Raw genomic sequence first — 25,133 nt, forward strand, 5'->3', positions numbered from 1 at the left:
ACAGGCGAAAAACCGAGCGCCGCAGCACGTGTTGCGGCCGTTCTGGAACGCTTCTTGCGATACCCCGGCCAGGACGTGCTTTCGCGTCAAAAGATTGAATGGGCTGGGGAACACACGTGGCACTGGATCGCGCACAAATCATCGGTGACGTACGCACTAATCTCTCGGGATTGCGCCATGGCAGCCTGGGCATCCCGCTGCTGTTGCTGGTCATGCTCGCCATGGTCATGCTGCCGATTCCGGCGTTCCTCCTCGACGTGCTGTTCACCTTCAGCATCGCGCTGTCCATCGTGGTCCTGCTGGTGGCGATCTACGCCTTGCGCCCGCTGGATTTCGCCGTGTTCCCGACCATCCTGCTGGCGGCGACGCTGCTGCGCCTGGCGCTGAACGTGGCGTCCACCCGGGTGGTGCTGCTGCACGGCCAGGACGGCCACGACGCCGCCGGCAAGGTGATCCAGGCCTTCGGCGAGGTGGTGATCGGCGGCAACTACGTGGTCGGTATCGTGGTGTTCGCCATCCTCATGATCATCAACTTCGTGGTGGTCACCAAGGGTGCCGGGCGGATTTCCGAAGTCAGCGCGCGTTTCACCCTGGACGCCATGCCCGGCAAGCAGATGGCCATCGACGCCGACCTCAACTCCGGCCTGATCGATCAGCCGGAAGCCAAGCGGCGGCGCGTCGAAGTGGCCCAGGAAGCCGACTTCTACGGCTCGATGGACGGTGCCAGCAAGTTCGTCCGCGGCGACGCGGTGGCGGGCCTGCTGATCCTGTTCATCAACCTGATCGGTGGCATCGCCATCGGCATGCTGCAGCACGACCTGCCCTTCGCCGAGGCCGGGCGCATCTACACCCTGCTGACCATCGGTGACGGCCTGGTGGCGCAGATCCCGTCGCTGCTGCTGTCCACCGCCGCGGCGATCATGGTGACCCGGGTATCGACCGCGGAAGACATGGGCGCCCAGGTGACCCGGCAGATGTTCGCCTCGCCGCGCGCGCTGGCCGTGGCTGCGGCAATCATGATCGCCATGGGCCTGGTGCCGGGCATGCCGCATTTCTCCTTCATCAGCCTGGGCCTGATCGCCGCCGGCGCGGCGTACTGGATCGCCAACAAGCAGCGCAAGGTCAAGGCCGAGGAGGTCAAGGAAGTCCAGCGCCAGCAGGAGCTGCTGCCGGCGCAGAAGGCCCAGGAGGTCAAGGAATTGGGCTGGGACGACGTGACCCCGGTGGACATGGTCGGCCTGGAGGTCGGCTACCGCCTGATTCCGCTGGTCGACCGGGCTCAGGGCGGGCAGTTGCTGGCGCGGATCAAGGGGGTGCGCAAGAAGCTGTCCCAGGAAATGGGCTTCCTCATGCCCTCGGTGCATATCCGCGACAACCTCGATCTGCTGCCCAATGCCTACCGTTTGACTTTGATGGGCGTCAGCGTGGCCGAGGCCGAGGTCTATCCCGAGCGTGAGCTGGCGATCAACCCGGGGCAGGTATTCGGCCCGCTCAACGGCATCGCCGCCAAGGATCCGGCGTTCGGCCTGGAGGCGGTGTGGATCGATTCGACCCAGCGCGACCAGGCGCAGTCGCTCGGCTACACGGTGGTCGACGCCAGCACCGTGGTCGCCACCCACCTCAACCAGGTGCTGCACAAGCACGCCCACGAGCTGCTCGGCCACGAGGAAGTGCAGCAGCTCATGCAGCTGCTGGCCAAGAGCTCGCCGAAGCTGGCCGAGGAGCTGGTGCCGGGGCTGGTATCGCTGTCGACCCTGCTCAAGGTGCTGCAGTCGCTGCTGCAGGAGCAGGTGCCGGTGCGCGACATCCGCACCATCGCCGAAGCCATCGCCAACGTGGCGCCAAAGAGTCAAGATCCCGCCGCGATGGTCGCCGCGGTACGCGTCGCGCTGGCCCGCGCAATCGTGCAAAGCGTTGTGGGACTAGAGCCGGAGCTGCCTGTGATCACTCTGGAGCCCAGGTTGGAACAGATTTTGCTGAATAGCCTGCAGAAGGCCGGTCAGGGCTCCGAGGACGGCATCCTCCTCGAACCCGGAATGGCTGAAAAGCTGCAACGCTCCCTGGTGGATGCGGCGCAGCGCCAGGAAATGCTCGGCAAACCGGTGATCCTGCTGGTGGCCGGCCCGGTTCGGGCGATGCTCTCGCGCTTTGCGCGACTCGCCGTACCGAGCATGCATGTCCTGGCCTACCAGGAAATACCGGATAACAAGCAGGTCACCATCGTTGCGACGGTGGGCCAGAACTGAGGGTTCTAAGCCATGCAAGTCAAACGCTTCTTCGCCGCCGATATGCGTACCGCCATGAAACTGGTGCGTGACGAGCTGGGCGCCGATGCCGCCATCATCGGCAATCGCCGGGTGGCCGGCGGGGTCGAGCTGACTGCCGCGCTGGACTATCAGCTGCCCGCCGAGCCGGCGCGCCAGCCCAATCCGGCGCTGGAAGCCGAGCTGCGCAAGACCCAGGCGAAGATCGCCAATGCCCAGGCCGACCTGGCCAGCCGCGCCGTGGCCGACGAGCGCAAGGACCGCCAGCTATTCGCCAACGAGTCGCTGATCGCCCCCGAGCTGCCGGCCACTGCCGTCAAGGCTCAGCGCCCGGCACCGGCGCCAGTGGCAGCGGCGCCGCAGCGGGCCGGCGCCGACCAGGGCGCCATCGATGCCATGCGCTTCGAACTCAATGGCCTGCGCGAACTGATCGAAGTGCAACTGGGCTCGATTGCCTGGGGCCAGATGCAGACCCGCAAGCCGGAACAGGCCAACCTGTGGCGTCGCCTGCAGCGCATGGGCTTGTCCGCCGAGATTTCCAAGGCGCTGCTGGAGCGCGTCGGCAAGGTCGCCGAGCCGCGCCAGGCCTGGCGCATGCTGCTGGCGCACCTGGCCCACGCGATCCGCACGCCGAAGGTCGAGCCGCTGGAGGAGGGCGGGGTGATCGCCCTGGTCGGTCCGGCCGGCATGGGCAAGACCACCACCCTGGCCAAGCTGGCCGCGCGCTACGTGCTCAAGTACGGCCCGCAGAGCATCGCCCTGGTGAGCATGGACAGCTTCCGCATCGGCGCCCAGGAGCAGCTGAAGACCCTTGGGCGCATCCTCGATGTGTCGGTGACCCAGGTCGATCCCGGTCAGTCGCTGGTCCAGGCCCTGGCGCCGCTGGCGCGCAAGCGCGTGGTGCTGATCGACACCGCCGGTCTGCCGGCCAATGATCCGGCCCTGCGCATGCAGCTGGAAAGCCTCGCCGGGCGCGGCGTGAATGCCAAGAATTACCTGGTGCTGGCCGCCACCAGCCAGAGCCAGGTGCTCAAGGCTGCCTACCACAGCTACAAGCGCTGCGGTCTGGCGGGTTGCATCCTGAGCAAGCTGGATGAAGCCACCAGCCTCGGCGAGGTTTTAGGGCTGGCTATCAGCCAGCATCTACCGGTAGCCTATCTGACTGATGGGCCTAAGATTCCGGACGATCTGCAACTGCCGCGCAGCCACCAGCTGGTGAGCCGGGCGGTCAGCCTGCAAAGCGCGGAAGATCCGAGCGAGGAAGCCATGGCGGACGTATTCGCCGGCCTGTACCAGAATCCGGCGCGCCGGGCGGGTTAGGGCGAGCGGTGCTGAGCAAGGCGTTCTAGTGTTGAGGAGCGGTCGGTGGAGTTGCCCGACCAGCCCAGTCCAGGCAAGACAAGGTGTGTAGAGAACATGGGTAGTATGCATCCCGTACAGGTGATCGCCGTAACCGGCGGCAAGGGTGGCGTCGGCAAGACCAACGTGTCGGTGAATCTGTCGCTGGCCCTGGCCGACCTCGGTCGCCGGGTCATGCTGATGGACGCCGACCTGGGCCTGGCCAATGTCGACGTGCTGCTCGGCCTGACCGCCAAGCGCACCCTGGCCGATGTGATTTCCGGCGAGTGCGACCTCAAGGACGTGCTGATCCAGGGGCCGGGCGGCATCCGCATCGTGCCGGCCGCCTCCGGCACGCAGAGCATGGTGCAGCTGACTCCCATGCAGCATGCCGGGCTGATCCAGGCGTTCAGCGATATCAGCGAAAACCTCGATGTGCTGGTGATCGACACCGCCGCGGGGATCGGCGATGGCGTGGTCAGCTTCGTTCGCGCCGCCCAGGAAGTGATAGTGGTGGTCTGCGACGAACCGACCTCGATCACCGACGCCTACGCCCTGATCAAGCTGCTCAACCGCGACTACGGCATGAGCCGTTTCCGTGTGCTGGCCAACATGGCCCACAGTCCCCAGGAAGGCCGCAACCTGTTTGCTAAGCTGACCAAGGTCACCGACCGCTTCCTCGATGTGGCCCTGCAGTATGTGGGCGCCGTACCGTACGACGAGTCGGTGCGCAAAGCCGTGCAGAAGCAGCGCGCGGTCTATGAAGCTTTCCCGCGCTCGAAGTGCGCACTGGCGTTCAAGGCGATCGCCCAGAAAGTCGACACCTGGCCGTTGCCGGCCAACCCGCGCGGCCATCTGGAATTCTTCGTCGAGCGTCTGGTGCAGCAGCCGGTCGCGGGTTCCGCGGTATGACAGCAGCCAGTGGACTCCGTATGTACAACAAGGCCCAGGCGCAGGACTCCCAGCACCAGTTGATCGAGCGCCACGCGCCTCTGGTCAAGCGCATTGCCTACCACCTGCTGGCGCGGCTGCCCGCCAGCGTACAGGTGGATGACCTGATCCAGGCCGGCATGATCGGCCTGCTCGAAGCCTCGAAAAAGTACGACGGCGGCAAGGGCGCCAGTTTCGAAACCTATGCCGGCATCCGCATCCGCGGCGCCATGCTCGACGAGGTGCGCAAGGGCGACTGGGCGCCGCGTTCGGTGCACCGCAATACCCGCATGGTCAGCGACGCGATCCGAAAGATTGAAGCGAGAACCGGCAGAGACGCTAAAGATCAAGAGGTTGCGGCCGAACTCCAATTGAGTCTCGAGGATTACTACGGCATCCTTGGCGACACTTTGGGCAGCCGTCTGTTCAGCTTCGACGACCTGGTGCAGGACGGCGAGCATGGCGGCATCCATGAAGACACCGGTAGCACCCAGACCGAACCCCTGCATGAACTGGAAGATGAACGCTTCCAGGCGGCGCTGGCCGATGCCATCGCCAACCTGCCGGAGCGCGAGCGTCTGGTTCTGGCGCTGTATTACGACGAAGAACTGAATCTCAAGGAAATCGGCGAGGTCCTGGGAGTCAGCGAGTCCCGTGTTAGCCAGCTGCACAGCCAGTGCGCCGCGCGTTTGCGCGCACGGCTGGGCGAGTGGCGGGCGAGCTGAAGGGCAACCGGTTTCACGATTGCGACGTCCCCGGGGGCCGAGGGCGTTTAGGACTGTACGGAGGTCGACTTGGACAAGAACATGAAAATCCTCATCGTTGACGACTTTTCGACGATGCGACGGATCATCAAGAACCTCTTGCGTGATTTGGGTTTCACCAATACCGCCGAAGCGGATGACGGGGTCACCGCGCTGCCGATGCTGCAGAGCGGCAGCTTCGACTTCCTGGTGACCGACTGGAACATGCCGGGCATGACCGGCATCGACCTGCTGCGCGCAGTACGCGCCGACGAACGCCTGAAAACCCTGCCGGTGCTGATGGTGACCGCCGAGGCCAAGCGTGACCAGATCATCGAGGCCGCTCAGGCCGGGGTGAATGGTTACGTGGTCAAGCCGTTCACGGCCCAGGTGCTCAAGGAGAAGATCGAGAAGATCTTCGAACGGGTTAACGGCTGATGTTCGCCACGAGGGCGCTATGGCACACGATGACTCCTCTCTGGGCGAGCTTGAATCGACCCTGAAGCTGCATGCAACGCAACTCGTCGACAGCCTGGAAAAAGGTCGTTTTGGCGAAGCGGTGCAACTGATCCACGAACTCAACCAGACCCGCGACCGCGGGTTGTACCAGGAAGTCGGCCGGCTGACGCGCGAACTGCACAACGCCATCGTCAACTTCCAGATCGATCCGCGCAATCCGCACGCCCAGGAGGTCTCGCAGATCAGCGACGCCACCGAGCGCCTGTCCTACGTGGTGCAGATGACCGAGAAAGCGGCCAATCGCACCATGGATCTGGTCGAACAGAGCGCGCCGCTGGTCAACGACCTGGGTGACGAGGCGCAGAGCCTGAATGCCGACTGGGGGCGCTTCATGCGTCGCGAGCTGGGGGCCGACGCCTTCCGCGAGCTGGCCAAGCGTATCGAGTTGTTCCTCGCCCGTAGCGAGCGCGACAGCCAGAAACTCTCCGGCCACCTCAACGACATCATGCTGGCCCAGGATTACCAGGACCTGACCGGTCAGGTGATCAAGCGCGTGACCCAGCTGGTCACCGAAGTGGAAAGCAACCTGCTCAAGCTGGTGCTGATGGCCAGTCATGTCGATCGTTTTGCGGGCATCCAGCATGACCACGACGTGCTACGCGCCGAGCAAGAACAACAAAAAGAGCCTTCCCGGGGTGAAGGTCCGCAGATTCATGCCGATAAGCGTGAAGACGTCGCGTCCAGTCAGGACGATGTCGATGATCTGCTGTCCAGCCTGGGATTTTAAGGCTCTAACAGAGCCTTTGGAGCGCACCGATGAGCTTCGACGCCGATGAAGAAATCCTCCAGGACTTCCTGGTAGAGGCCGGCGAAATTCTTGAACTGCTGTCCGAACAACTGGTCGAGCTGGAAAGCCGGCCGGATGACACGGACCTGCTCAATGCGATTTTCCGTGGCTTTCACACGGTCAAGGGGGGCGCCGGCTTCCTTCAGCTGAACGAGCTGGTGGAATGCTGCCACATTGCGGAAAACGTCTTCGACATCCTGCGCAAGGGTGAGCGGCGGGTGACCGCCGAGCTGATGGACGTGGTGCTGCAGGCCCTCGATGCCGTCAACGAAATGTTCAGCCAGGTGCGCGAGCGCGCCGCGGTCACCCCGGCTACTCCCGAATTGCTGGCGGCGCTGGCCCGCCTGGCCGAGCCGGAGAGTGCGGACGAGCAGGTCGAGGTCGCCGTCGTCGAGGCGGCGTCCGAGCCGGCGCCGGTGGCGGGCAGCGACATCACCGACAGCGAGTTCGAACAGCTGCTGCAAGCCATCGGCGAGCCGGCGGGCGAGAGCCCGGCGCCTGCCGCGGCGGGCTCGGATGAGATCAGCGATGACGAGTTCGAGTCGCTGCTCGACCAGTTGCACGGCAAGGGCAAGTTCAGCGAAACGGCCGCTGCGGCTCCCGCACCGGTCGCGGCGGTTGCCGCGGTAGCGAACGTCGGCGGCAATGACGAAATCACCGACGACGAGTTCGAGGCCCTGCTCGATCAGCTGCATGGCAAGGGCAAGTTCGTCGCGGCCGAGGAAGCGCCTGCGCCAACCGCCGCCATGGCAGCGCCTGCCGCGGCGGGCGACAACATCACCGATGACGAGTTCGAAGCACTGCTGGACCAGTTGCACGGCAAAGGCAAGTTCGACGAGAACGCCGTACAGCCGGCCGTAGCGGCCGTTGCCGCGGCGCCGGCTGCTGCCGTGGCGGCCAAGCCGGCTGCCGCCAAGCCGGCGCTCAAGCCGGTTGCCAAGCCCGCGCCGGTCAAGGCCGCCACGCCTGCGCCGGCCGCTGCGGTCGCGGACAAGGCCGCCCCGGTGGCCAGCGAAGCGGAGACCACGGTGCGCGTGGATACCGCGCGCCTGGACGAGATCATGAACATGGTCGGCGAACTGGTGCTGGTGCGTAACCGCCTGGTACGCCTGGGCCTGAACAGCGGCGACGAGGCCATGGCCAAGGCCGTGTCCAACCTCGACGTGGTCACCGCCGATCTGCAGACCTCTGTGATGAAGACCCGCATGCAGCCGATCAAGAAGGTCTTCGGCCGCTTCCCGCGCCTGGTCCGCGATCTGGCCCGGCAGCTGAAGAAAGAGATCAACCTGGAACTGGTCGGCGAAGAAACCGATCTCGACAAGAACCTGGTCGAGGCCCTGGCCGATCCGCTGGTGCACCTGGTGCGCAACGCGGTCGATCACGGCATCGAGATGCCGGAAGAGCGCGAGGCCGCGGGCAAGGCGCGCGGTGGCCGGGTGGTGCTGTCGGCCGAGCAGGAAGGCGACCACATCCTGCTGTCGATCTCCGACGACGGCAAGGGCATGGATCCGGAAATCCTGCGTGCCAAGGCCGTGGAAAAGGGCCTGATGGACAAGGATGCGGCCGATCGCCTGAGCGAGACCGAGTGCTTCAACCTGATCTTCGCCCCGGGCTTCTCGACCAAGACCGAGATTTCCGACGTGTCCGGCCGCGGCGTCGGCATGGACGTGGTGAAGACCAAGATTTCCCAGCTCAACGGCATCATCAACGTGCATTCGGCCAAGGGCCAGGGCTCGAAGATTGTCATCAAGGTGCCGCTGACCCTGGCGATCATGCCGACCCTGATGGTCATGCTGGGCAACCAGGCCTTCGCCTTCCCGCTGGTCAACGTCAACGAGATCTTCCACCTCGACCTGTCGCGCACCAATGTGGTCGACGGCCAGGAAGTGGTGATAGTGCGCGACAAGGCGCTGCCGCTGTTCTACCTCAAGCGCTGGCTGGTGCGCGGGGCGAGCTGCGAAGAGCAGCGCGAAGGCCATGTGGTGATCCTCACGGTCGGCAGCCAGCGCATCGGCTTCGTGGTCGACCAGCTGGTGGGCCAGGAGGAAGTCGTGATCAAGCCGCTGGGCAAGATGCTGCAAGGCACTCCGGGCATGTCCGGCGCCACCATTACCGGTGACGGGCGCATCGCCCTGATCCTCGACGTGCCGAGCATGCTCAAGCGCTACGCACGTCGCATCTGATTGACTGCGGTCTGGCATGGCCAGCCGCTCAGGAGTGTTTATGGCTGTCAAGGTCCTGGTGGTGGACGATTCCGGCTTCTTTCGCCGCCGGGTATCGGAAATTCTCTCCGCCGACCCGAATATCCAGGTAGTCGGCACCGCGACCAATGGGCGCGAGGCCATCGATCAGGCGCTGGCACTGAAGCCGGACGTGATCACCATGGACTACGAGATGCCGATGATGGACGGCATCACCGCGGTGCGGAACATCATGCAGCGCTGTCCGACGCCGGTGCTGATGTTCTCCTCGCTGACCCACGAAGGCGCCCGGGTGACCCTGGATGCGCTGGATGCCGGGGCGGTGGATTTCCTGCCGAAGAACTTCGAAGACATCTCGCGCAATCCGGAGAAGGTCAAGGCACTGCTGTGCGAGAAGGTTCACAGCATCGCCCGCAGCAACCGCCGCTACAGTGGCTACAGCCCGACGCCGAGCCCGGTGGCTGCGCCCAGCAGCACGCCGGCACCCAGGGCCAGCGCCCCGGCAGCGGCGCCGCGCAGCCCCGGCGCCGTGCCGGCGCCTGCCGTTCCTGCCGCGGGGAACTCCCCCGCCCCAAAGCGTAAGGCGTACAAGCTGGTGGCCATCGGCACGTCCACCGGTGGCCCGGTGGCCCTGCAGCGGGTGCTGACCCAGCTGCCGGCCGGTTTTGCGACGCCGATCGTGCTGATCCAGCACATGCCGGCGGCCTTTACCAAGGCCTTTGCCGAGCGCCTGGACAAGCTGTGCCGGATTTCCGTCAAGGAGGCCGAGGATGGCGACGTCCTGCGCCCCGGCCTGGCCCTGCTGGCGCCGGGCGGCAAGCAGATGATGATCGACCCGCGTGGTGCGGTGCGCATCCTGCCGGGCGACGAGCGCCTCAACTACAAGCCTTGCGTCGACATCACCTTCGGTTCCGCCGCCAAGTCGTTCAACGACAAGGTGCTGGCGGTAGTGCTCACCGGCATGGGGGCCGACGGCCGCGAAGGTGCGCGCCTGCTCAAGCAGGGCGGCAGCCAGGTGTGGGCGCAGGACGAGGCCAGCTGCGTGATCTATGGCATGCCCATGGCCATCGTCAAGGCCAACCTGGCCGATGCGGTGTACGGCCTCGACGACATTGGCCGGCACCTGGCCGAGGCCTGCGTCTGATGGATGTACTGAGCCTGGTCGGAGTCATCCTGGCGTTTGTCGCGATCATCGGCGGCAATTACCTGGAGGGTGGCCATGTCGGGGCTCTGCTCAATGGCCCGGCGGCGCTGATCGTGATCGGCGGCACGCTGGGGGCGGCGTTCCTGCAGGCGCCGATCAATGTGTTCAAGCGCGCCCTGACCATCCTGCGCTGGATCCTCTTCCCGCCGCACATCGATCTGGCCGGCGGCATCACCAAGGTGGTGGGCTGGAGCATGACCGCCCGCAAGGAGGGCCTGCTGGGCCTGGAGCCGGTCGCCGACAGCGAGCTGGATCCCTATGCGCGCAAGGGCCTGCAGTTGCTGGTCGACGGTGCCGAGCCGGAGGCGATCCGCAGCATCCTCGAAGTCGATCTGTACACCCAGGAAGGCCGCGATATCCAGGCCGCCAAGGTGTTCGAGAGCATGGGCGGCTACGCGCCGACCATCGGTATCATCGGCGCGGTGATGGGCCTGATCCACGTGATGGGCAATCTGGCCGACCCGAGCAAGCTGGGCAGCGGGATTGCAGTGGCGTTCGTCGCCACCATCTACGGCGTGGCCTTCGCCAACCTGCTGCTGTTGCCGGTGGGCAACAAGCTCAAGGCCATCGCCGTGCGCCAGTCGCGTTATCGCGAAATGCTGCTGGAAGGCATCCTGTCCATCGCCGAGGGTGAAAACCCACGCTCCATCGAGTTGAAGCTGCAAGGCTTCATGGACTGAGGGGCAGGGGACCGACATGGCCCGGCGACGCAACCACGAAGAACACGAGAATCACGAACGCTGGCTGGTGTCCTACGCGGACTTCATCACCCTGTTGTTCGCCTTTTTCGTGGTGATGTACTCGATCTCTTCGATCAACGAAGGCAAGTACAAGGTCCTCTCCGACAGCCTGGTGGGCGTGTTCAGCGAGCCGGAGCGGGCGATCAAGCCGATCCCGATCGGCGACGAGCGCCCGCGCACCACCGAACCGGATCGCTCGATGAGCGAAGACAATCCGATCAGCGCCGCGGCCACGGCCACCGACCCGCTGCAGGAGATCGCCGAGAGCGTGCGCGGCGCCTTCGGTGACCTGATCAGCAGCGAGCAGCTGACCGTGCGCGGCAACGAGCTGTGGATCGAGATCGAGCTGAATTCCAGCCTGCTGTTTCCCAGCGGCGATGCGGTGCCCAACGAGCTGGCCTTCACCCTGATCGACAAGGTGGCGAAGATCCTCGCGCCCTACGAGAACCCGGTGCATGTCGAGGGCTTCACCGACAACCTGCCGATCAGCACCGCCCAGTTCCCCAGCAACTGGGAGCTGTCCACGGCCCGCGCGGCGAGCATCGTGCGCATGCTGGCGATGGACGGGGTCAACCCGGGGCGGCTGGCCGCGGTGGGCTATGGCGAATTCCAGCCGGTGGCGGACAACGCCACCGCCGAAGGGCGCGCGCGCAATCGGCGGGTGGTGCTGGTGATCTCGCGTAATCTTGAGGTTAGGCGCAGTCTGAGTGCTGTCGGCAGTGGCAATGCCCAGCCGGATGCCGCCTTGCAGCGGGCTGGCACGCAACCTGCAGCGGCGACCCCGGACACGGCGCCCGCAGCGGGCTCCGCCAATATTCCGCCGCCTGCGCCATGAGGCGGCAATCAGTTCTCGGTAAGGTCGCAGACATGCCGGGAGGACGATGAAGATGAAAGTCTGGGCAGTAGCCAATCAGAAAGGTGGGGTCGGCAAGACCACTACATCCATTGCCCTGGCCGGGTTGCTGGCGGAGGCGGGCAAGCGCGTGGTGATCGTCGACCTCGACCCGCACGGATCGATGACCAGTTATTTCGGGCACGATCCGGACAGCCTCGAACACAGCTGTTTCGACCTGTTCCTGCACCAGGGCACGGTGCCCGACGGCTTGCCGGCGCGCCTGTTGCTGCCCACCAGCAATGAACAGATCGCCCTGCTGCCATCCAGCACCGCGCTGGCCACCCTCGAGCGCCAGTCGCCGGGGCAGAGCGGCCTGGGCCTGGTGATCGCCAAGAGCCTGGCGCAGCTGTGGGGGCGCTTCGATCACGCGATCATCGACAGCCCGCCCTTGCTCGGCGTGCTGATGGTCAACGCGCTGGCGGCCAGCCAGCAGCTGGTGATCCCGGTGCAGACCGAGTTCCTCGCGGTGAAGGGCCTGGAGCGCATGGTCAGCACCTTGGCCATGATCAACCGCTCGCGCAAGCAGGCCTTGCCCTACACCATAGTGCCGACCCTGTTCGACCGGCGCACCCAGGCCTCGCTGAATACCCTGCGGGTGCTGCGCAACACCTACCCCGAGCACCTGTGGCAGGCCTACGTGCCGGTGGACACGCGTCTGCGCGATGCCAGCCGGGCCGGCCTGACGCCCTCGCAGTTCGACGGCAAGAGCCGCGGGGTGATCGCCTACCGGGCCCTGCTCAAGCATCTGCTGGCGGCATCGCCCGCCGCCCAGGTCGCCTGACATGCTGGCCTATGCTGAAAATGCCGGTTCAAGTCCGGCAAGCAGTCGGCCGATAGGCTGTAGAACCCTTTTCTGCGGAAACCCGTCATGAGCCGTACTGTCGCCACCGCCACTCGCCCCCAGCAGGCGCTGCAGTCCTACCTGGACGCCCTGCTGCAGGAGGCGGCTGTCGAACTGGAGCAGAGCGTCAATCTCGACGAGTTCGAGGCCGCCGTGCTCGAAGAGCAGGTCCGCGATGCGCGTCAGGCGCCGCAGCCGGTGCTGGCGCCCGTGCTCGAGCGGCCGCCGGTGCTGGCCGAGGCGCGACCGCTGGTGTTGCCGACGGTCGAGCTGCCACCGCCCGTGGTGGTGGCCGAGGCGCCGGTTGCCCCGCCCGTGGTGGTGGAGGCGGTTGCCGAGCTGCAGGCCCCAGGCAAGGCGGGCGAACCGCCGAAGCTCGGCTACGACGGCCGGCCGAGCTGGGCCGCAGAGCCTTTCGAGTGCCTGTTGTTCGACGTGGCCGGGTTGACCCTGGCGGTGCCGCTGGTCTGCCTGGGTTCGATCTACCCGCTGGCCAATGCCGAGCTGACGCCGTTATTCGGCCAGCCGGACTGGTTCCTTGGCATACTGCCGAGCCAGGCCGGCAACCTGAAGGTCCTGGATACGGCACGCTGGGTGATGCCCGAGCGCTACCGTGACGATTTTCGCGAGGGCCTGCAGTATGTGATCTCGGTCGAAGGCTACGAGTGGGGCCTGGCCGTGCATCAGGTCAGCCGTTCGATTCGCCTGCTGCCGGACGAGATCAAGTGGCGCAGCCAGCGCAGTCAGCGGCCCTGGCTGGCGGGGACGGTGATCGAGCACATGTGTGCCCTGCTCGATGTCTCGGCGCTGGCCGAGCTGATCGCCAGCGGCGCCACACGGCATGCGGCGAAAGGCAAGATCCATTAATTTGCTCGGTTCCGCCCGGTGCGGGACTCTATAGTGATGACAGCGGGGTGCACCCGCGTATGCCGCCCAGAGCGGTTCTAGACGAGGCTAGGGAAATGAAGAAAACGTCTGCGCAAGGTTCCGAAGATCCCATTCTGCAGTGGGTGACCTTCCGCCTGGATAACGAGACTTACGGCATCAACGTGATGCAGGTCCAGGAAGTGTTGCGCTACACCGAGATCGCCCCGGTTCCGGGGGCACCTGCCTATGTGCTGGGCATCATCAACCTGCGCGGCAATGTGGTGACGGTGATCGACACCCGCCAGCGCTTCGGCCTGGACTCGGCTCCGGTGACCGACAACACCCGCATCGTGATCATCGAGGCGGACAAGCAGGTGATCGGCATCCTCGTCGACAGCGTGGCGGAAGTGGTCTATCTGCGTCAATCCGAAGTGGAGACCGCGCCGAACGTGGGCAACGACGAGTCCGCCAAGTTCATCCAGGGCGTGTGCAACAAGAACGGCGAGCTGCTGATCCTGGTCGAACTGGACAAGATGATGTCCGAAGAAGAGTGGTCCGAGCTGGAGAGTATCTGATCCATGTTGGTAATCGCGGTGGCCGTGCTCGGCCTGTTCTGTGTGCTGCTTGCGGGAACCTGCCTCTGGCTGGTGAAGAACCTGCGCCAGCAGGCACAGCTGCAGGCCGAGCGCGACGCCGCGCGTGACCAGCGCCTGCGCGAGTTGAGCCGGCGCCTGGACACCTACCTGGCCGGCAGTGTGCGCATGGGCGAAGAGCTGCATGAGCTGCGCCGGGTGGTGGCGCCGCTGCCGGACAAGCTCAACCAGATGGAGCAGCGCGATCCGTCCAGCCTGTCCTTCACCCAGGCCGCCCGCCTGGCGGGGATGGGCGCCAGCGTCGATGATCTGACCCATTCCTGCGGGCTGACCCAGGCCGAGGCCGAGCTGGTCAGCAAGCTGCAATTGGCCCACAAGCAGCGTTCCTAAAGGCCGTTCGGCCTTTTACTCCCTCCCGATCTTAGTGAGCTGCTCGCTCGCACCAATGGTTCCAAAGCCTGCCCGCTCGTCTGCCTAAGCTCAATCTTGGGGTGTTGCCTTGCCGTGGAGGTCTGCCATGCGATGCCGTTTGCTCTTGGTGTGTCTGCTGCTGGCAGGCGCGGTGCAGGCTGCCGAGGCACCGCTGGAAGTGGCGGGGGCAACCACGGTCAATGCCTTGCAGGCGCGGCAACTCTATGAATTCGGCGTGCTGTTCATCGACGTGCGGCCGATGCGGGAGTGGAGCTGGGGCCATGTGCATGGCGCCCTGCACCTGGAGCTGGACGGGCGCTTCATCGAGCTGGCCGAGACCGACTGGCCGCGCGGCATGCCCATTGTCCTGTATTGCGACAGCGAGGTGTGCCCGCAGAGCGCCGAGGCGGCGCGACGCGCGGTGCGCTGGGGCTTCCAGCACGTGTACTACTTCCGCAGCGGTTATTTCGCCTGGCAGCTACTGGACTTCCCGCTGGGCAAGGGGCGCGAGGGCGAGCTGTTCGCTTTCACTCTGGGGGAGCATTGAGCAGCGCGCGGGGCGGGGTGATGTCGCGGTCCTGGTCAAAACCGGGCGGGCACTTGCCCTTGAGGTACCAGGCAAAGGCAATGATCTCGGCGATGCTGCGGTACAGCGGCTCGGGGATGGCATCGCCCAGCTCCATGCGTGCCAGCAGGCGCACCAGTTCGGCATTTTCGTAGATCGGCACTTCGTATTCGCGGGCGAGGGCGAGGATGGCTTCGGCCAGCTGGTCGTCGCCCTTGGCGGTCAGGCTGGGGGCGTGGCTACCGTCGTAGGAGAGGGCGATGGCCTGGCGGGGGGCTTGCTGCTTCATGCGGTTTCATCCACCCAGCGCTGTTCCAGCTGGGTTTTCGGGCCCTGGACCGGCATGCCCTGGCGGCAGGCCAGCTCGCCGACTTCCAGGCCGGCGGCGAGCAGGCGCTCGCGCAGGTGGCCCAGTTCGTGATCGATCAGCTCGGCGGTGTTCGAGCGCTCGGCCCACAGCTGGCTGGACAGGCTGCCGCGCAGCAGCTGGGCCTGCACCTGCAGCGGCCCCAGGGGTTCCAGGTCGAAGGCCAGCTCGACGCGCCAGAGCAGTTCCTTCTGTTCCTGCTTGCCGGCGTTGTGGGGCTCCTCGCGCTGCAGCTTGATCTGCAGCGGCACTATGTCCTGCTGGTTGCGCATCGGCAGCTCCAGCTGCCAGGTGGTCTGCAGGTAGCCTTCGGCCGTGACCTGGGTCTGGGCCAGGCTCGATAGCTGGTGGGTTTGCAGTCGGGATACCGCCGCGGCGGCCAGCTTGAGCAGGGCTTCGAGATCGCCTTCGCCTTCCAGCGACTGCAGCAGGCGCGCGGGCAGGGGGAAACTCAGGCCCTGCTGGCGCAGGTTGGCCTGGGTCAGGTTGCCTAGGGCAGTGCGCACGAAGGCCGGCAGGGCCTGGGCCAGCGCGGTGGCTGCCGCCCCGCCAGGCGGCAGGGCGGCGCCGGGCAGGTTGGGCAGCAGCTGGGCGACCAGGCGCAGCAGGTTGGCCTTGAGATCCTGGGGCAGGCTGGCGGTCTGGCCGCCGAGCAGTTTGGCCTCGAGGAACAGGCCGCTGTTTTCCATGGCCTGGGCCAGGCCCTTGGCGGTGCCCAGCTGGCCGCCTTCGGGCAGCAGGCCGAGCAGCTTGTCGATGCTGCCGCGCAGCTCGTCCGGCAGGCCGCTCTGCTGGCTCAGCCCCTGCAAGTTCTTGAACAGACCCTCCAGCGAGCCCTGGCGTCCCTGCTGGGCGGCCAGCTGCTGGCCGAGCACCAGCTGATCGAGACGTCCGCTGAGCGGCAGGAAGCCGAGCGCCTGGCTGCCCTGTACCTGGGCGCTGAGCAGGCTGCCGATGGGCAGCGGCAGCGGGGTTTCCACACTGAGCTTGCTGCCGGCCAGCGGGGTGTTGAGCAGGTTGACCAGGACCTTGTAGACCGTCTGTTGGGCCTTGGCCTGCACCAGTTGCTCGCGGGCTTCGACCTTGCCCTGCAGCAGGGTGCCGACCGGCAGCTGCTGCAGGTCGAGGCTGGTCAGCACCTTGTTGTTGCCGGTCTGCAGGGCGAGGGCCAGGCGGGTGTCCGACAGGGCGGTCACGGCCAGGGCCGTGCCCTGGGCCAGGGGGCGCGAGCTGCTGGCCTCCAGGGTGGTCTGCTTGCCGTTGTCCAGGGTCAGCTTGAGCAGCAGGTGAAAGCTCTGTGCCACTTCCTTGAGGGCCAGCACTTCGGCCTTGGCGCTCTGCCCGGTGCCGAGCAGGCCTTCCAGCGGCTGCAGCAGCTTCACCGCGAGGTCGGCACTGGGCGGCAGCGGGCGGCTGGGCGGCGGCGTTGCCGGAAGCGGGCGAGGGCTGCTGATTTCTGCCATTGCCGGGTTACACCCTGTCGAAAAAGCCGGCTTCGAGGGCGGAGCCCGGCATGTATAATGCCGCCCCGTTCGGGCCGGCTGTGCAGTTTACTTGCGTCAGTATAGCGGCCGGGATATTGCCGACTTGAACCCCCGATGGGTAGCCATGCCGTGACCAGTCTGCTTCTTGAAGCCCGCAACCTCGCCTGTGAGCGGGATTGGCGCCTGCTGTTCGACGGCCTCGATCTGCGCCTGTCGGCCGGCACCCTGCTGCAGGTCAGCGGCCCCAATGGCAGCGGCAAGACCAGCCTGCTGCGCCTGCTGGCCGGGCTGATGCAGCCCACCGCCGGCGAGGTGCTGCTCAATGGCAAGGCGCTGGCCCGCCAGCATGGCGAACTGGGCCGCAGCCTGGTGTGGATCGGCCATGCTGCCGGGATCAAGGGCCTGCTCAGCGCCGAGGAAAACCTCGCCTGGCTCTGCGCCCTGCATTGCCCGGCTTCGCGCGAGGCGATCTGGCGGGCGCTGGCGGCGGTCGGCCTGGCCGGCTTCGAGGACGTGCCCTGCCATACCCTGTCCGCCGGGCAGCAGCGCCGCGTGGCCCTGGCCCGGCTGCACCTTGATGCGCCGCCGCTGTGGATTCTCGACGAACCCTTCACCGCCCTCGACAAGCAGGGCGTGGCCCAGCTGGAAAGCCACCTGGCGCGCCATTGCGAGCAGGGCGGGATCATCGTGCTGACCACCCACCACAACCTCGCCGAGAAGCCTTCCGGCTACCGCGAACTCGACCTCGGACGAGCGACGCCATGAGCAGCGTATTCCTGCAACTGGTCGCCCGCGAGGCGCGCCTTCTGTTCCGCCGTCCGGCCGAGCTGGCTAATCCTTTGGTGTTCTTCGCCATCGTCATCGCCCTGTTCCCGCTGGCCGTGGGACCCGAGTCGAAACTGCTGCAGACCCTGTCGCCGGGGCTGGTCTGGGTCGCGGCGCTGCTGGCGGTGCTGCTCTCGCTGGACGGCCTGTTCCGCAGCGATTTCGAGGATGGTTCTTTGGAACAGTGGGTCCTTTCGTCGCACCCCCTGCCTCTTCTGGTGTTGGCCAAGGTACTGGCACACTGGACTTTTTCCGGATTGGCGCTGGTCGTCCTGTCGCCATTGCTGGCGCTGATGCTGGGCTTGCCGTCGCGTTGCGTGCCGGTGCTGCTGCTGTCGCTGCTGCTGGGCACGCCGGTGCTCAGCCTGCTCGGCGCGGTGGGAGCGGCCCTGACCGTCGGCCTCAAGCGTGGCGGCCTGCTGCTGGCCCTGTTGATCCTGCCGCTGTATATCCCGGTATTGATCCTCGGCAGCGGGGCACTGCAGGCGACCCTGCAAGGCTTGCCGGCGGCCGGCCACCTGTTGTGGCTGGCCAGCCTGACCGCCATGGCGGTCACCCTGACTCCTTTTGCAATAGCCGCCGGCCTGAAGATCAGCGTCGGCGAATAACAGGCTTATGAAGATGGAAAAGCTGTTGAAAAACGTAGCGAGCGCCGCCGAGACAAGGCGAGAACAGGCGAGGGCGCGGAGTTTACGTGTGGTAAATGAGCAGCCCGAGCCTGTTTTCAACGCCGTATCGGCAAGCGCAGTAGTTTTGAGGCAGCTTTTATGAACTGGACCTGGTTTCACAAGTGGGGCTCGCCCAAGTGGTTCTACGAGATGAGCGGGCGCTGGCTGCCGTGGCTGGCCGTGGCCGCCGCGCTGCTGCTGGTGGTCGGCCTGGTCTGGGGCCTGGCCTTCGCCCCGCCGGAGAAATACCAGGGCAACAGCTACCGGATCATCTATATCCATGTGCCGGCGGCCTTCCTCGCCCAGTCCTGCTACCTGCTGATGGCGGTGGCTGGTGCCGTGGGCCTGATCTGGAAGATGAAGCTGGCCGATGTGGCCCTGCAGCAGGCCGCGCCGATCGGCGCCTGGCTGTGCTTCATCGCCCTGGTCACCGGCGCCATCTGGGGCAAGCCGACCTGGGGCACCTACTGGATCTGGGACGCGCGGCTGACCTCGATGCTGATCCTGCTGTTCCTCTATTTCGGCGTGATCGCCCTGGGTAGCGCCATCAGCAACCGCGACAGCGCGGCCAAGGCCTGCGCGGTGCTGGCCCTGGTCGGGGCGGTGAACATTCCGATCATCCAGAAGTCAGTGGAATGGTGGAATACCCTGCACCAGCCGGCCACCTTCAAGGTCACCGGCAAGGCCAGCATGAGCGCGGAAATGTGGCTGCCGCTGCTGATCTCGGTGCTGGGCTTCTATTGCTTCCTTGGCGCGGTACTGCTGCTGCGCATGCGCCTGGAAGTGCTCAAACGCGAATCCCGCAGCAGCTGGGCCAAGGCCGAAGTGACCCGTCTGGCGGAGGGCAGGGCATGAGTTTCGCCTCGTTTGCCGAGTTCATCGCCATGGGCAGCCATGGCCCCTATGTCTGGTCATCCTATGCCATCGGCATCGCCGTACTGGCCCTCAACGTAGCCTTGCCGATCATGGCACGGCGGCGTTACCTGCAAGACGAGGCGCGCCGTTTGCGCCGGGAGAGACAACAGTGAACGCGGTCCGCAAGAAACGCCTGTATATCGTCCTCGCCATTCTGGTCGGTGCCGGCATCGCCGTGGGCTTGGCGCTGATGGCGCTGAACCAGAACATCAACCTGTTCTACACGCCGACGCAGATCGCCAATGGCGAGGCGCCGCAGGATGCTCGCATCCGTGCCGGTGGCATGGTCGCCGAGGGCTCGCTCAAGCGCAGCGGCGACTCGCTGGACGTCGAGTTCGTGGTCACCGACTTCGCCAAGAGCGTGACCATCCGCTACCGCGGGATCCTCCCGGACCTGTTCCGCGAAGGGCAGGGCATCGTCGCCCTGGGCAAGCTGAATGCCGACGGCGTGCTGATCGCCGACGAAGTGCTGGCCAAGCACGACGAGAACTACATGCCGCCGGAAGTGACCAAGGCGCTGAAAGACAGCGGCCAGCTGCAACCCGGCAAGAGCGAGGGTTGAGCATGAACCTGAATCTGATCGTGCCCGAGCTGGGCCACCTGGCGCTGATCCTCGCCCTGTGCCTGGCCCTGGTGCAGGCCAGCCTGCCGCTGGTCGGCGCCTGGCGCGGCGATCGCCAGTGGATGAGCCTGGCGCAACCCGCCGCCTGGGGCCAGTTCGCCTTCCTGCTGTTTGCCTTCGCCTGCCTGACCTGGTCGTTCATGGTCGACGACTTCTCCGTCGCCTACGTGGCCAGCAACTCCAACAGCGCCTTGCCCTGGTACTACAAGTTCAGCGCCGTGTGGGGCGCCCACGAGGGCTCGCTGCTGCTGTGGGCACTGATCCTCGGCGGCTGGACCTTCGCCGTGTCGATCTTCTCCCGCCAGCTGCCGGAAGTGATGCTGGCCCGCGTGCTGGCGGTGATGGGCATGATCAGCATCGGCTTCCTGCTGTTTTTGATCGTCACCTCCAACCCCTTCGAGCGCCTGCTGCCGGACATGCCGCAGGACGGCCGCGACCTCAACCCGCTGCTGCAGGACATCGGCCTGATCGTCCATCCGCCGATGCTGTACATGGGCTATGTCGGCTTCTCCGTGGCCTTCGCCTTCGCCATCGCCGCGCTGCTCGGCGGCAAGCTGGACGCGGCTTGGGCGCGCTGGTCGCGGCCGTGGACCATCATCGCCTGGGCCTTCCTCGGCATCGGCATCGCCCTGGGCTCCTGGTGGGCCTACTACGAACTGGGCTGGGGCGGCTGGTGGTTCTGGGACCCGGTGGAGAACGCCTCCTTCATGCCCTGGCTGGTCGGCACCGCGCTGATCCACTCGCTGGCCGTGACCGAGAAACGCGGCGTGTTCAAGAGCTGGACCGTGCTGCTGGCCATCGCCGCCTTCTCTCTGAGTCTGCTGGGGACCTTCCTGGTGCGTTCCGGGGTGCTGACCTCGGTGCATGCCTTCGCCACCGATCCGGAGCGCGGGGTGTTCATCCTGGCCTTCCTGCTGCTGGTGGTCGGCGGCTCGCTGACCCTGTTCGCCGTGCGCGCACCGGTGGTCAAGAGCCAGGTCGGCTTCGCCCTGTGGTCGCGCGAGACCCTGCTGCTGGCCAACAACCTGGTGCTGGTGGTGGCAGCCTCGATGATCCTGCTGGGCACCCTCTACCCGCTGGTGCTGGATGCCCTGAGCGGCGCCAAGCTGTCGGTCGGCCCGCCCTATTTCAACGCGCTGTTCGTGCCGCTGATGGCCCTGCTGATGCTGGTGATGGCGGTCGGCGTGCTGGTGCGCTGGAAGGACACGCCGCTGCAGTGGCTGCTCGGCATGCTCACCCCGGTGCTGCTCGGCAGCGCCGCGCTGGGTGGCCTGGCTACCTGGCTGTTCGGCGACTTCAACTGGGCGGTGCTGGCGGTATTCCTGCTGGCGGCCTGGGTGCTGCTGGCCAGCGTGCGCGACCTGCTCGACAAGACCCGGCACAAGGGCCTGGTCAAGGGCATCCTGGGCCTCAACAGCAGCTACTGGGGCATGCAGCTGGCGCACCTGGGCATTGCCGTGTGTGCCATCGGCGTGGTGCTGGTCAGCCAGGGCAGCGCCGAGCGTGACCTGCGCCTGGCCCCCGGCGAGTCGCTGGAACTGGGCGGTTACCGCTTCGTCTTCGAGGGCGCCGAGCATTTCGAGGGGCCCAACTTCACCTCGGACAAGGGCAGCATCCGCGTGCTGGAAGACGGCGAGGAAGTCGCCCTGCTGCATCCGGAAAAGCGCCTGTACAGCGTGCAGAACATGCCGATGACCGAGGCCGGCATCGACGCCGGTGTCACCCGCGACCTCTATGTGGCCCTCGGCGAGCCGCTGGAAGATGGTGCCTGGGCCGTGCGCGTGCACATCAAGCCCTACGTGCGCTGGATCTGGTTCGGCGGCCTGATGATGGGCTTCGGCGGCCTGCTGGCGGCCTTCGATCCGCGCTACCGGGTCAAGGTCAAGACCCGCGTGCGTGAGGCCCTCGGCCTCAATGGAGTGGCGGCATGAAGCGTCTGATCCTGGTGTTGCCGTTGCTGCTGTTCCTCGGCATTGCGCTGTTCCTCTACCGCGGGCTGTTCCTCAATCCGCAGGAGCTGCCCTCGGCGTTGATCGACAAGCCGCTGCCGGCCTTCAGCCTGCCGGATCTGAAGGACGAGCAGCGCCTGATCACCGAGAAGGATCTCAAGGGCCCGGCACTGGTCAACGTCTGGGCCACCTGGTGCCCGACCTGCAAGGCCGAGCACCAGATGCTCAATCGCCTGGCCAAGGCCGGTGTGGTGATCCACGGGGTCAACTACAAGGATGACGGTGCGGCCGCGCGTAAGTGGCTGCAGGACTACCTCGACCCCTATCAGGTCAACGTGGCCGACCCGCAGGGCTCGCTGGGCATCAACCTGGGGGTCTACGGCGCTCCGGAAACCTTCCTGATCGACGCCCAGGGCATCATCCGTCACAAGTACGTCGGCGCCATCGACGAGGGCGTCTGGCGCAAGGAGCTGGCGCCGCGCTACCAGGCCCTGCTGGAGGAGAAGCCGTGAAGCGTCTGCTGATCGCCTGCCTGCTCGGCCTGAGCCTAGTCGGCATAACCCGAGCCGCCATCGACACCTACCAGTTCAAGGACGAGGCCGAGCGCGAGCGTTTCCGCAGCCTCACCGCGGAGCTGCGCTGCCCCAAGTGCCAGAACCAGAACATCGCCGACTCCAACGCGCCGATCGCCACCGACCTGCGCCGGGAAATCTTCCGCATGCTCGAAGAGGGCAAGAGCAACGCCGAGATCGTCGACTTCCTGGTGCTGCGCTACGGCGACTTCGTGCTCTACAAGCCACCGGTCGATACCCGCACCTACCTGCTCTGGTACGGCCCGTTCGCCTTGCTCGGCCTGGGCGCACTGGGCCTCGTGGTGCTGGTGCTGCGCCGGCGCAAGGTGGAAAACAATCCCGCGCAGGTCGCCTTGTCGGCCAGTGAAAACCAGCGTCTGCAGACGCTGCTTGAGCAAAATTCCCAGGACCCCAAATGATCGAATTCTGGCTCGCTGCCGGCCTGCTGTTGCTGGTCGCCCTGGCTTTCCTGCTGATCCCGGTATTGCGTGGGCGCAAGGCCCAGGCCGAGGAGGATCGCACCGCTCTCAACGTCGCCCTGTACCAGGAACGCCTGGCCGAACTGCAGGGCCAGCAGGCCGCCGGCGTGCTGACCGCCGAGCAGCTGCAGGCCGGGCAGGCCGAGGCCGCCCGCGAGCTGCTGGCCGATACCGAAGGCAGCGAGCGTGCTGGCGCGGTGCGCCTGGGCAAGGCGCTGCCGCTGATCGCCGCCCTGCTGGTGCCGTTTGCCGGCCTGGGCCTGTACCTGCACTGGGGCGCCAGCCAGCAGCTGGCCGAACTGGGCGACCAGCGCCAGCCGAGCATCGGCGAAATGACCGCGAAGCTGGAGCGGGCCGTCGAGGCCGATCCCCAGTCGGCCGAGTCCTGGTATTTCCTCGGCCGCATCTACATGGCCCAGGAACGCGCCGGCGATGCGGCCAGCGCCTACGAGCGCGCGGCCGTGCTGGCCGGGCGTCCGCCGGAGCTGCTCGGCCAGTGGGCTCAGGCGCTGTACTTCGCCGGCAACAAGCAGTGGTCGGCGCAGCTGCAGGCGCTGACCGACGAGGCGCTCAAGGCCGACCCGCAGGAGGCCACCAGCCTCGGCCTGCTCGGTATCGCCGCCTTCGAAGGCGAGCGCTTCGCCGAGGCGATCGGCTACTGGCAGCGCCTGGTCGACCAGATGCCGGCGCAAGACCCGGCGCGCGCCTCGATCCAGGTCGGCATCGAGCGGGCCCGCGAGAACCTGCAGGCGGCGGGCCAGCCGGTGCCCGAGGCCGTGACCAAGGCCATGCCGGTGCTCAAGGTGCGCGTCGAGCTGGCGCCAGCCCTGCAGGGCAAGGTGCAGCCGGGCGACAGCGTGTTCGTCTTCGCCCGTGCGGCCTCGGGCCCGCCGATGCCGCTGGCGGTCAAGCGCATGACCGTGGCCGAGCTGCCGGTCGAGGTCGAGCTGAGCGATAGCGACGCGATGATGGCGCAGCTGAAGATCTCCAGCTTCCCCGAGGTGCAACTGGTGGCGCGTGTCTCGCGCGCCGGCAATGCCACGGCCGGGGAATGGATCGGTCGTGGCCAGCCGATCCCCAGCAGCACCTTGGAGCGCCAGCAGCTGATCATCGACAGCGCCGATCAGGCCAAATGATGGGCGCTGTTCGCCATGCCTGGCTGGTGCTGTTGTTGCTCGGCGGCTGCAGCCTGAACGCCACGCGCCCGCCGTCGCCGCCCGCCGCGCCGGCGCCGGCGCAGACCCATCCGCGTTTCGCCCCGCCACCGGTGGGCAACAGCTACTGGGATGGCCGCCTGGGCGTGTATGTGCTCAAAGGCGGTCGCGACCTGTACTACCGCGACCGCACCTATTACCGCTGGAGCGGCGGCTGGAGCTGGGCGAGCAACCCGCAGGGGCCCTGGCAGGCGACCGACAGCAGTGGCGTGCCGGCGGGGCTGGGCCAGCGCTACGCCCGCCCATGACCGGGCGGCTGCAACCTGGCCGCCGGCGCGCGGTCCAACTTCATGTTGCCTTTCAATCGAGGTCGTCATCATGTATCGGCGTGCGTTGCTGCTGTTTGCCCTGCTGTTGCCGTTGTCGGCCTGCACCCTGAGCCTGGGGGACGGCTATGGCTATCGCCACCCGCACCATGTGCCGCCGCCCTATGGCCAGTGGCGCTGGGACGATGACCTCGATGTGTATGTGAGCATCGGCTATCCGCGCCTGTATTTTCGCGATCGGATCTATTACCGCTGGGACGATCATGGCTGGTACTGGGGCGATCATCATGGCGGTCCCTGGCGGCCGCAGGGTCACAGGAGCATGCCGCCGGGCCTGTACCGCGAACATCCGCATTCCGGCTCCCAGGGCGGGCAGGGCGGCTCGGGTCGCCATGATTCCGGCCCCGGCCAGGAACAGTGGCGCGCTCCCCGGGACCAGCAAGACCAGCAAGACCAGCAGAACTACCAGGGTCAGCAACGTCAGCAAGGCAGGCAGAACTACCAAGGCCAGCAGCGTCAGCAAGGTCAGCAGAACTACCAAGGCCAGCAACGTCAGCAAGGTCAGAACAAGCAATCGGGTCAGCAAGGTCAGCCGCACTACCAGTCCCAGTCGACTGGCAGCAAGGACGGCCCGCCATCCTCTGCCCAGGGAGGCCAGGCCAAGCAGGTGCATGGCCAGGCGCCGGGTAAAGGCCTGGGCCAGGGCCAAAGCCAGGGCGCTCAGTCCCAGGGGCAGCGCAAGCCGCAGTACTGACGCGTTCGGACGAGTCGACGGCGATCCACGGATCGCCGTCGCTGTTTGCCGGTCTACCGCAGAAAAAGCCGTTATTCACCGCCGGTCCGCCTCCGGGCTCCGCTAGCCGGGCGTCTGGCG

Annotated in this window: 28 protein-coding genes; 26 read left to right on the forward strand and 2 right to left on the reverse strand. The window is 66.3% G+C overall.

Annotation, left to right across the window (positions count from 1 at the left end):
• Nucleotides 1-122 precede the first annotated feature (122 nt).
• From flhA to GV001_RS09415, 15 genes are all read left to right on the forward strand, one after another.
• On the forward strand, nucleotides 123-2,246 hold the full coding sequence (gene flhA / locus GV001_RS09345; RefSeq protein ID WP_160083264.1) for a flagellar biosynthesis protein FlhA: 2,124 nt from the start codon (nucleotides 123-125) through the stop codon (nucleotides 2,244-2,246).
• Nucleotides 2,247-2,258: 12 nt separating this feature from the next.
• The gene (flhF, locus tag GV001_RS09350) at nucleotides 2,259-3,584 is read left to right on the forward strand and encodes a flagellar biosynthesis protein FlhF (protein WP_160079360.1); all 1,326 of its coding nucleotides are present in this window, start codon (nucleotides 2,259-2,261) and stop codon (nucleotides 3,582-3,584) included.
• A gap of 96 nt (nucleotides 3,585-3,680) precedes the next feature.
• Nucleotides 3,681-4,514: a flagellar synthesis regulator FleN gene (gene fleN / locus GV001_RS09355; protein ID WP_178091815.1), complete on the forward strand. Its 834-nt coding sequence runs from the start codon at nucleotides 3,681-3,683 to the stop codon at nucleotides 4,512-4,514.
• A complete protein-coding gene (gene fliA / locus GV001_RS09360; RefSeq protein ID WP_160079361.1) occupies nucleotides 4,511-5,257 on the forward strand; it encodes an RNA polymerase sigma factor FliA in 747 nt (248 codons plus the stop codon). The genes fleN and fliA overlap by 4 nt, the downstream gene beginning before the upstream one ends.
• Nucleotides 5,258-5,338: 81 nt before the next feature.
• Complete coding sequence (locus tag GV001_RS09365) at nucleotides 5,339-5,713, forward strand: chemotaxis response regulator CheY (RefSeq protein WP_178091816.1); 375 nt, start codon at nucleotides 5,339-5,341, stop codon at nucleotides 5,711-5,713.
• Nucleotides 5,714-5,732: 19 nt separating this feature from the next.
• Nucleotides 5,733-6,521 (forward strand): protein phosphatase CheZ, encoded by a 789-nt coding sequence (locus tag GV001_RS09370; protein ID WP_160079362.1) that lies wholly within the window; start codon nucleotides 5,733-5,735, stop codon nucleotides 6,519-6,521.
• 29 nt (nucleotides 6,522-6,550) lie between these two features.
• On the forward strand, nucleotides 6,551-8,764 hold the full coding sequence (locus GV001_RS09375) for a chemotaxis protein CheA (RefSeq protein ID WP_160079363.1): 2,214 nt from the start codon (nucleotides 6,551-6,553) through the stop codon (nucleotides 8,762-8,764).
• A 40-nt stretch (nucleotides 8,765-8,804) separates the two neighbouring features.
• Nucleotides 8,805-9,926 carry a chemotaxis response regulator protein-glutamate methylesterase gene (locus tag GV001_RS09380; protein ID WP_160079364.1) on the forward strand — a complete coding sequence of 374 codons (1,122 nt, stop codon included), beginning with the start codon at nucleotides 8,805-8,807 and terminating at the stop codon, nucleotides 9,924-9,926.
• The gene (locus GV001_RS09385) at nucleotides 9,926-10,666 is read left to right on the forward strand and encodes a flagellar motor protein (RefSeq protein ID WP_160079365.1); all 741 of its coding nucleotides are present in this window, start codon (nucleotides 9,926-9,928) and stop codon (nucleotides 10,664-10,666) included. The genes GV001_RS09380 and GV001_RS09385 overlap by 1 nt, the downstream gene beginning before the upstream one ends.
• A 16-nt stretch (nucleotides 10,667-10,682) precedes the next feature.
• Nucleotides 10,683-11,561 (forward strand): flagellar motor protein MotD, encoded by an 879-nt coding sequence (gene motD / locus GV001_RS09390; protein WP_160079366.1) that lies wholly within the window; start codon nucleotides 10,683-10,685, stop codon nucleotides 11,559-11,561.
• Nucleotides 11,562-11,613: 52 nt separating this feature from the next.
• Nucleotides 11,614-12,402: a ParA family protein gene (locus tag GV001_RS09395; protein WP_160079367.1), complete on the forward strand. Its 789-nt coding sequence runs from the start codon at nucleotides 11,614-11,616 to the stop codon at nucleotides 12,400-12,402.
• A gap of 87 nt (nucleotides 12,403-12,489) precedes the next feature.
• Entirely contained in the window at nucleotides 12,490-13,329 is an 840-nt protein-coding gene (locus tag GV001_RS09400) for a CheW domain-containing protein (protein WP_160079368.1), read from the forward strand.
• Between the two features lie 95 nt (nucleotides 13,330-13,424).
• On the forward strand, nucleotides 13,425-13,904 hold the full coding sequence (locus tag GV001_RS09405; RefSeq protein ID WP_160079369.1) for a chemotaxis protein CheW: 480 nt from the start codon (nucleotides 13,425-13,427) through the stop codon (nucleotides 13,902-13,904).
• Between the two features lie 3 nt (nucleotides 13,905-13,907).
• Nucleotides 13,908-14,312 (forward strand): DUF2802 domain-containing protein, encoded by a 405-nt coding sequence (locus GV001_RS09410; protein WP_160079370.1) that lies wholly within the window; start codon nucleotides 13,908-13,910, stop codon nucleotides 14,310-14,312.
• Between the two features lie 127 nt (nucleotides 14,313-14,439).
• On the forward strand, nucleotides 14,440-14,880 hold the full coding sequence (locus tag GV001_RS09415) for a rhodanese-like domain-containing protein (protein ID WP_160079371.1): 441 nt from the start codon (nucleotides 14,440-14,442) through the stop codon (nucleotides 14,878-14,880).
• Here GV001_RS09415 and GV001_RS09420 read toward each other — a convergent pair.
• Nucleotides 14,861-15,187, reverse strand: coding sequence for an EscU/YscU/HrcU family type III secretion system export apparatus switch protein (locus tag GV001_RS09420; protein ID WP_160079372.1), 327 nt, complete (start codon nucleotides 15,185-15,187; stop codon nucleotides 14,861-14,863). The two genes, GV001_RS09415 and GV001_RS09420, sit on opposite strands and share 20 nt — an antisense overlap.
• Complete coding sequence (locus tag GV001_RS09425) at nucleotides 15,184-16,728, reverse strand: flagellar hook-length control protein FliK (protein WP_160079373.1); 1,545 nt, start codon at nucleotides 16,726-16,728, stop codon at nucleotides 15,184-15,186. The genes GV001_RS09420 and GV001_RS09425 overlap by 4 nt, the downstream gene beginning before the upstream one ends.
• Nucleotides 16,729-16,863: 135 nt before the next feature.
• Between GV001_RS09425 and ccmA the strand changes: the two genes are divergently transcribed.
• The 11 genes from ccmA (at nucleotide 16,864) to GV001_RS20010 (ending at nucleotide 25,013) form a co-directional block, all read left to right on the forward strand.
• Nucleotides 16,864-17,514: a cytochrome c biogenesis heme-transporting ATPase CcmA gene (gene ccmA / locus GV001_RS09430; protein ID WP_160079374.1), complete on the forward strand. Its 651-nt coding sequence runs from the start codon at nucleotides 16,864-16,866 to the stop codon at nucleotides 17,512-17,514.
• Nucleotides 17,511-18,182, forward strand: coding sequence for a heme exporter protein CcmB (gene ccmB / locus GV001_RS09435; protein ID WP_160079375.1), 672 nt, complete (start codon nucleotides 17,511-17,513; stop codon nucleotides 18,180-18,182). Before ccmA ends, ccmB begins: the two co-directional genes overlap by 4 nt.
• Before the next feature lie 159 nt (nucleotides 18,183-18,341).
• Entirely contained in the window at nucleotides 18,342-19,097 is a 756-nt protein-coding gene (locus GV001_RS09440) for a heme ABC transporter permease (protein ID WP_021205094.1), read from the forward strand.
• Entirely contained in the window at nucleotides 19,094-19,270 is a 177-nt protein-coding gene (gene ccmD, locus GV001_RS09445; protein WP_160079376.1) for a heme exporter protein CcmD, read from the forward strand. The genes GV001_RS09440 and ccmD overlap by 4 nt, the downstream gene beginning before the upstream one ends.
• Nucleotides 19,267-19,719 (forward strand): cytochrome c maturation protein CcmE, encoded by a 453-nt coding sequence (ccmE, locus tag GV001_RS09450; RefSeq protein WP_021205092.1) that lies wholly within the window; start codon nucleotides 19,267-19,269, stop codon nucleotides 19,717-19,719. The genes ccmD and ccmE overlap by 4 nt, the downstream gene beginning before the upstream one ends.
• 17 nt (nucleotides 19,720-19,736) lie before the next feature.
• On the forward strand, nucleotides 19,737-21,710 hold the full coding sequence (locus GV001_RS09455; protein ID WP_178091851.1) for a heme lyase CcmF/NrfE family subunit: 1,974 nt from the start codon (nucleotides 19,737-19,739) through the stop codon (nucleotides 21,708-21,710).
• Entirely contained in the window at nucleotides 21,707-22,240 is a 534-nt protein-coding gene (locus GV001_RS09460; RefSeq protein ID WP_160079378.1) for a DsbE family thiol:disulfide interchange protein, read from the forward strand. Before GV001_RS09455 ends, GV001_RS09460 begins: the two co-directional genes overlap by 4 nt.
• Nucleotides 22,237-22,719: a cytochrome c-type biogenesis protein gene (locus GV001_RS09465; protein ID WP_160079379.1), complete on the forward strand. Its 483-nt coding sequence runs from the start codon at nucleotides 22,237-22,239 to the stop codon at nucleotides 22,717-22,719. The genes GV001_RS09460 and GV001_RS09465 overlap by 4 nt, the downstream gene beginning before the upstream one ends.
• The gene (gene ccmI, locus GV001_RS09470; protein ID WP_160079380.1) at nucleotides 22,716-23,915 is read left to right on the forward strand and encodes a c-type cytochrome biogenesis protein CcmI; all 1,200 of its coding nucleotides are present in this window, start codon (nucleotides 22,716-22,718) and stop codon (nucleotides 23,913-23,915) included. The genes GV001_RS09465 and ccmI overlap by 4 nt, the downstream gene beginning before the upstream one ends.
• Complete coding sequence (locus GV001_RS09475) at nucleotides 23,912-24,241, forward strand: hypothetical protein (RefSeq protein ID WP_372238521.1); 330 nt, start codon at nucleotides 23,912-23,914, stop codon at nucleotides 24,239-24,241. Before ccmI ends, GV001_RS09475 begins: the two co-directional genes overlap by 4 nt.
• Nucleotides 24,242-24,311: 70 nt before the next feature.
• A complete protein-coding gene (locus GV001_RS20010) occupies nucleotides 24,312-25,013 on the forward strand; it encodes a hypothetical protein (RefSeq protein WP_178091817.1) in 702 nt (233 codons plus the stop codon).
• The last annotated feature ends 120 nt before the right edge of the window (nucleotides 25,014-25,133 follow it).

Origin of the sequence: Pseudomonas sp. 8AS (genome assembly GCF_902506505.1) — a bacterium.
Lineage (GTDB): Bacteria > Pseudomonadota > Gammaproteobacteria > Pseudomonadales > Pseudomonadaceae > Aquipseudomonas.

Bases quoted from the DNA above. Each gene is read 5' to 3' on its own strand.
- flhF (WP_160079360.1), top strand. From the start codon at position 2,259: ATGCAAGTCAAACGCTTCTTCGCCGCCGATATGCGTACCGCCATGAAA.
- fleN (WP_178091815.1), top strand. From the start codon at position 3,681: ATGGGTAGTATGCATCCCGTACAGGTGATCGCCGTAACCGGCGGCAAG.
- fliA (WP_160079361.1), top strand. From the start codon at position 4,511: ATGACAGCAGCCAGTGGACTCCGTATGTACAACAAGGCCCAGGCGCAG.
- GV001_RS09365 (WP_178091816.1), top strand. From the start codon at position 5,339: ATGAAAATCCTCATCGTTGACGACTTTTCGACGATGCGACGGATCATC.
- GV001_RS09370 (WP_160079362.1), top strand. From the start codon at position 5,733: ATGGCACACGATGACTCCTCTCTGGGCGAGCTTGAATCGACCCTGAAG.
- GV001_RS09375 (WP_160079363.1), top strand. From the start codon at position 6,551: ATGAGCTTCGACGCCGATGAAGAAATCCTCCAGGACTTCCTGGTAGAG.
- GV001_RS09380 (WP_160079364.1), top strand. From the start codon at position 8,805: ATGGCTGTCAAGGTCCTGGTGGTGGACGATTCCGGCTTCTTTCGCCGC.
- GV001_RS09385 (WP_160079365.1), top strand. From the start codon at position 9,926: ATGGATGTACTGAGCCTGGTCGGAGTCATCCTGGCGTTTGTCGCGATC.
- motD (WP_160079366.1), top strand. From the start codon at position 10,683: ATGGCCCGGCGACGCAACCACGAAGAACACGAGAATCACGAACGCTGG.
- GV001_RS09395 (WP_160079367.1), top strand. From the start codon at position 11,614: ATGAAAGTCTGGGCAGTAGCCAATCAGAAAGGTGGGGTCGGCAAGACC.
- GV001_RS09400 (WP_160079368.1), top strand. From the start codon at position 12,490: ATGAGCCGTACTGTCGCCACCGCCACTCGCCCCCAGCAGGCGCTGCAG.
- GV001_RS09405 (WP_160079369.1), top strand. From the start codon at position 13,425: ATGAAGAAAACGTCTGCGCAAGGTTCCGAAGATCCCATTCTGCAGTGG.
- GV001_RS09410 (WP_160079370.1), top strand. From the start codon at position 13,908: ATGTTGGTAATCGCGGTGGCCGTGCTCGGCCTGTTCTGTGTGCTGCTT.
- GV001_RS09415 (WP_160079371.1), top strand. From the start codon at position 14,440: ATGCGATGCCGTTTGCTCTTGGTGTGTCTGCTGCTGGCAGGCGCGGTG.
- GV001_RS09420 (WP_160079372.1), bottom strand. From the start codon at position 15,187: ATGAAGCAGCAAGCCCCCCGCCAGGCCATCGCCCTCTCCTACGACGGT.
- GV001_RS09425 (WP_160079373.1), bottom strand. From the start codon at position 16,728: ATGGCAGAAATCAGCAGCCCTCGCCCGCTTCCGGCAACGCCGCCGCCC.
- ccmA (WP_160079374.1), top strand. From the start codon at position 16,864: ATGGGTAGCCATGCCGTGACCAGTCTGCTTCTTGAAGCCCGCAACCTC.
- ccmB (WP_160079375.1), top strand. From the start codon at position 17,511: ATGAGCAGCGTATTCCTGCAACTGGTCGCCCGCGAGGCGCGCCTTCTG.
- GV001_RS09440 (WP_021205094.1), top strand. From the start codon at position 18,342: ATGAACTGGACCTGGTTTCACAAGTGGGGCTCGCCCAAGTGGTTCTAC.
- ccmD (WP_160079376.1), top strand. From the start codon at position 19,094: ATGAGTTTCGCCTCGTTTGCCGAGTTCATCGCCATGGGCAGCCATGGC.
- GV001_RS09460 (WP_160079378.1), top strand. From the start codon at position 21,707: ATGAAGCGTCTGATCCTGGTGTTGCCGTTGCTGCTGTTCCTCGGCATT.
- ccmI (WP_160079380.1), top strand. From the start codon at position 22,716: ATGATCGAATTCTGGCTCGCTGCCGGCCTGCTGTTGCTGGTCGCCCTG.
- GV001_RS09475 (WP_372238521.1), top strand. From the start codon at position 23,912: ATGATGGGCGCTGTTCGCCATGCCTGGCTGGTGCTGTTGTTGCTCGGC.
- GV001_RS20010 (WP_178091817.1), top strand. From the start codon at position 24,312: ATGTATCGGCGTGCGTTGCTGCTGTTTGCCCTGCTGTTGCCGTTGTCG.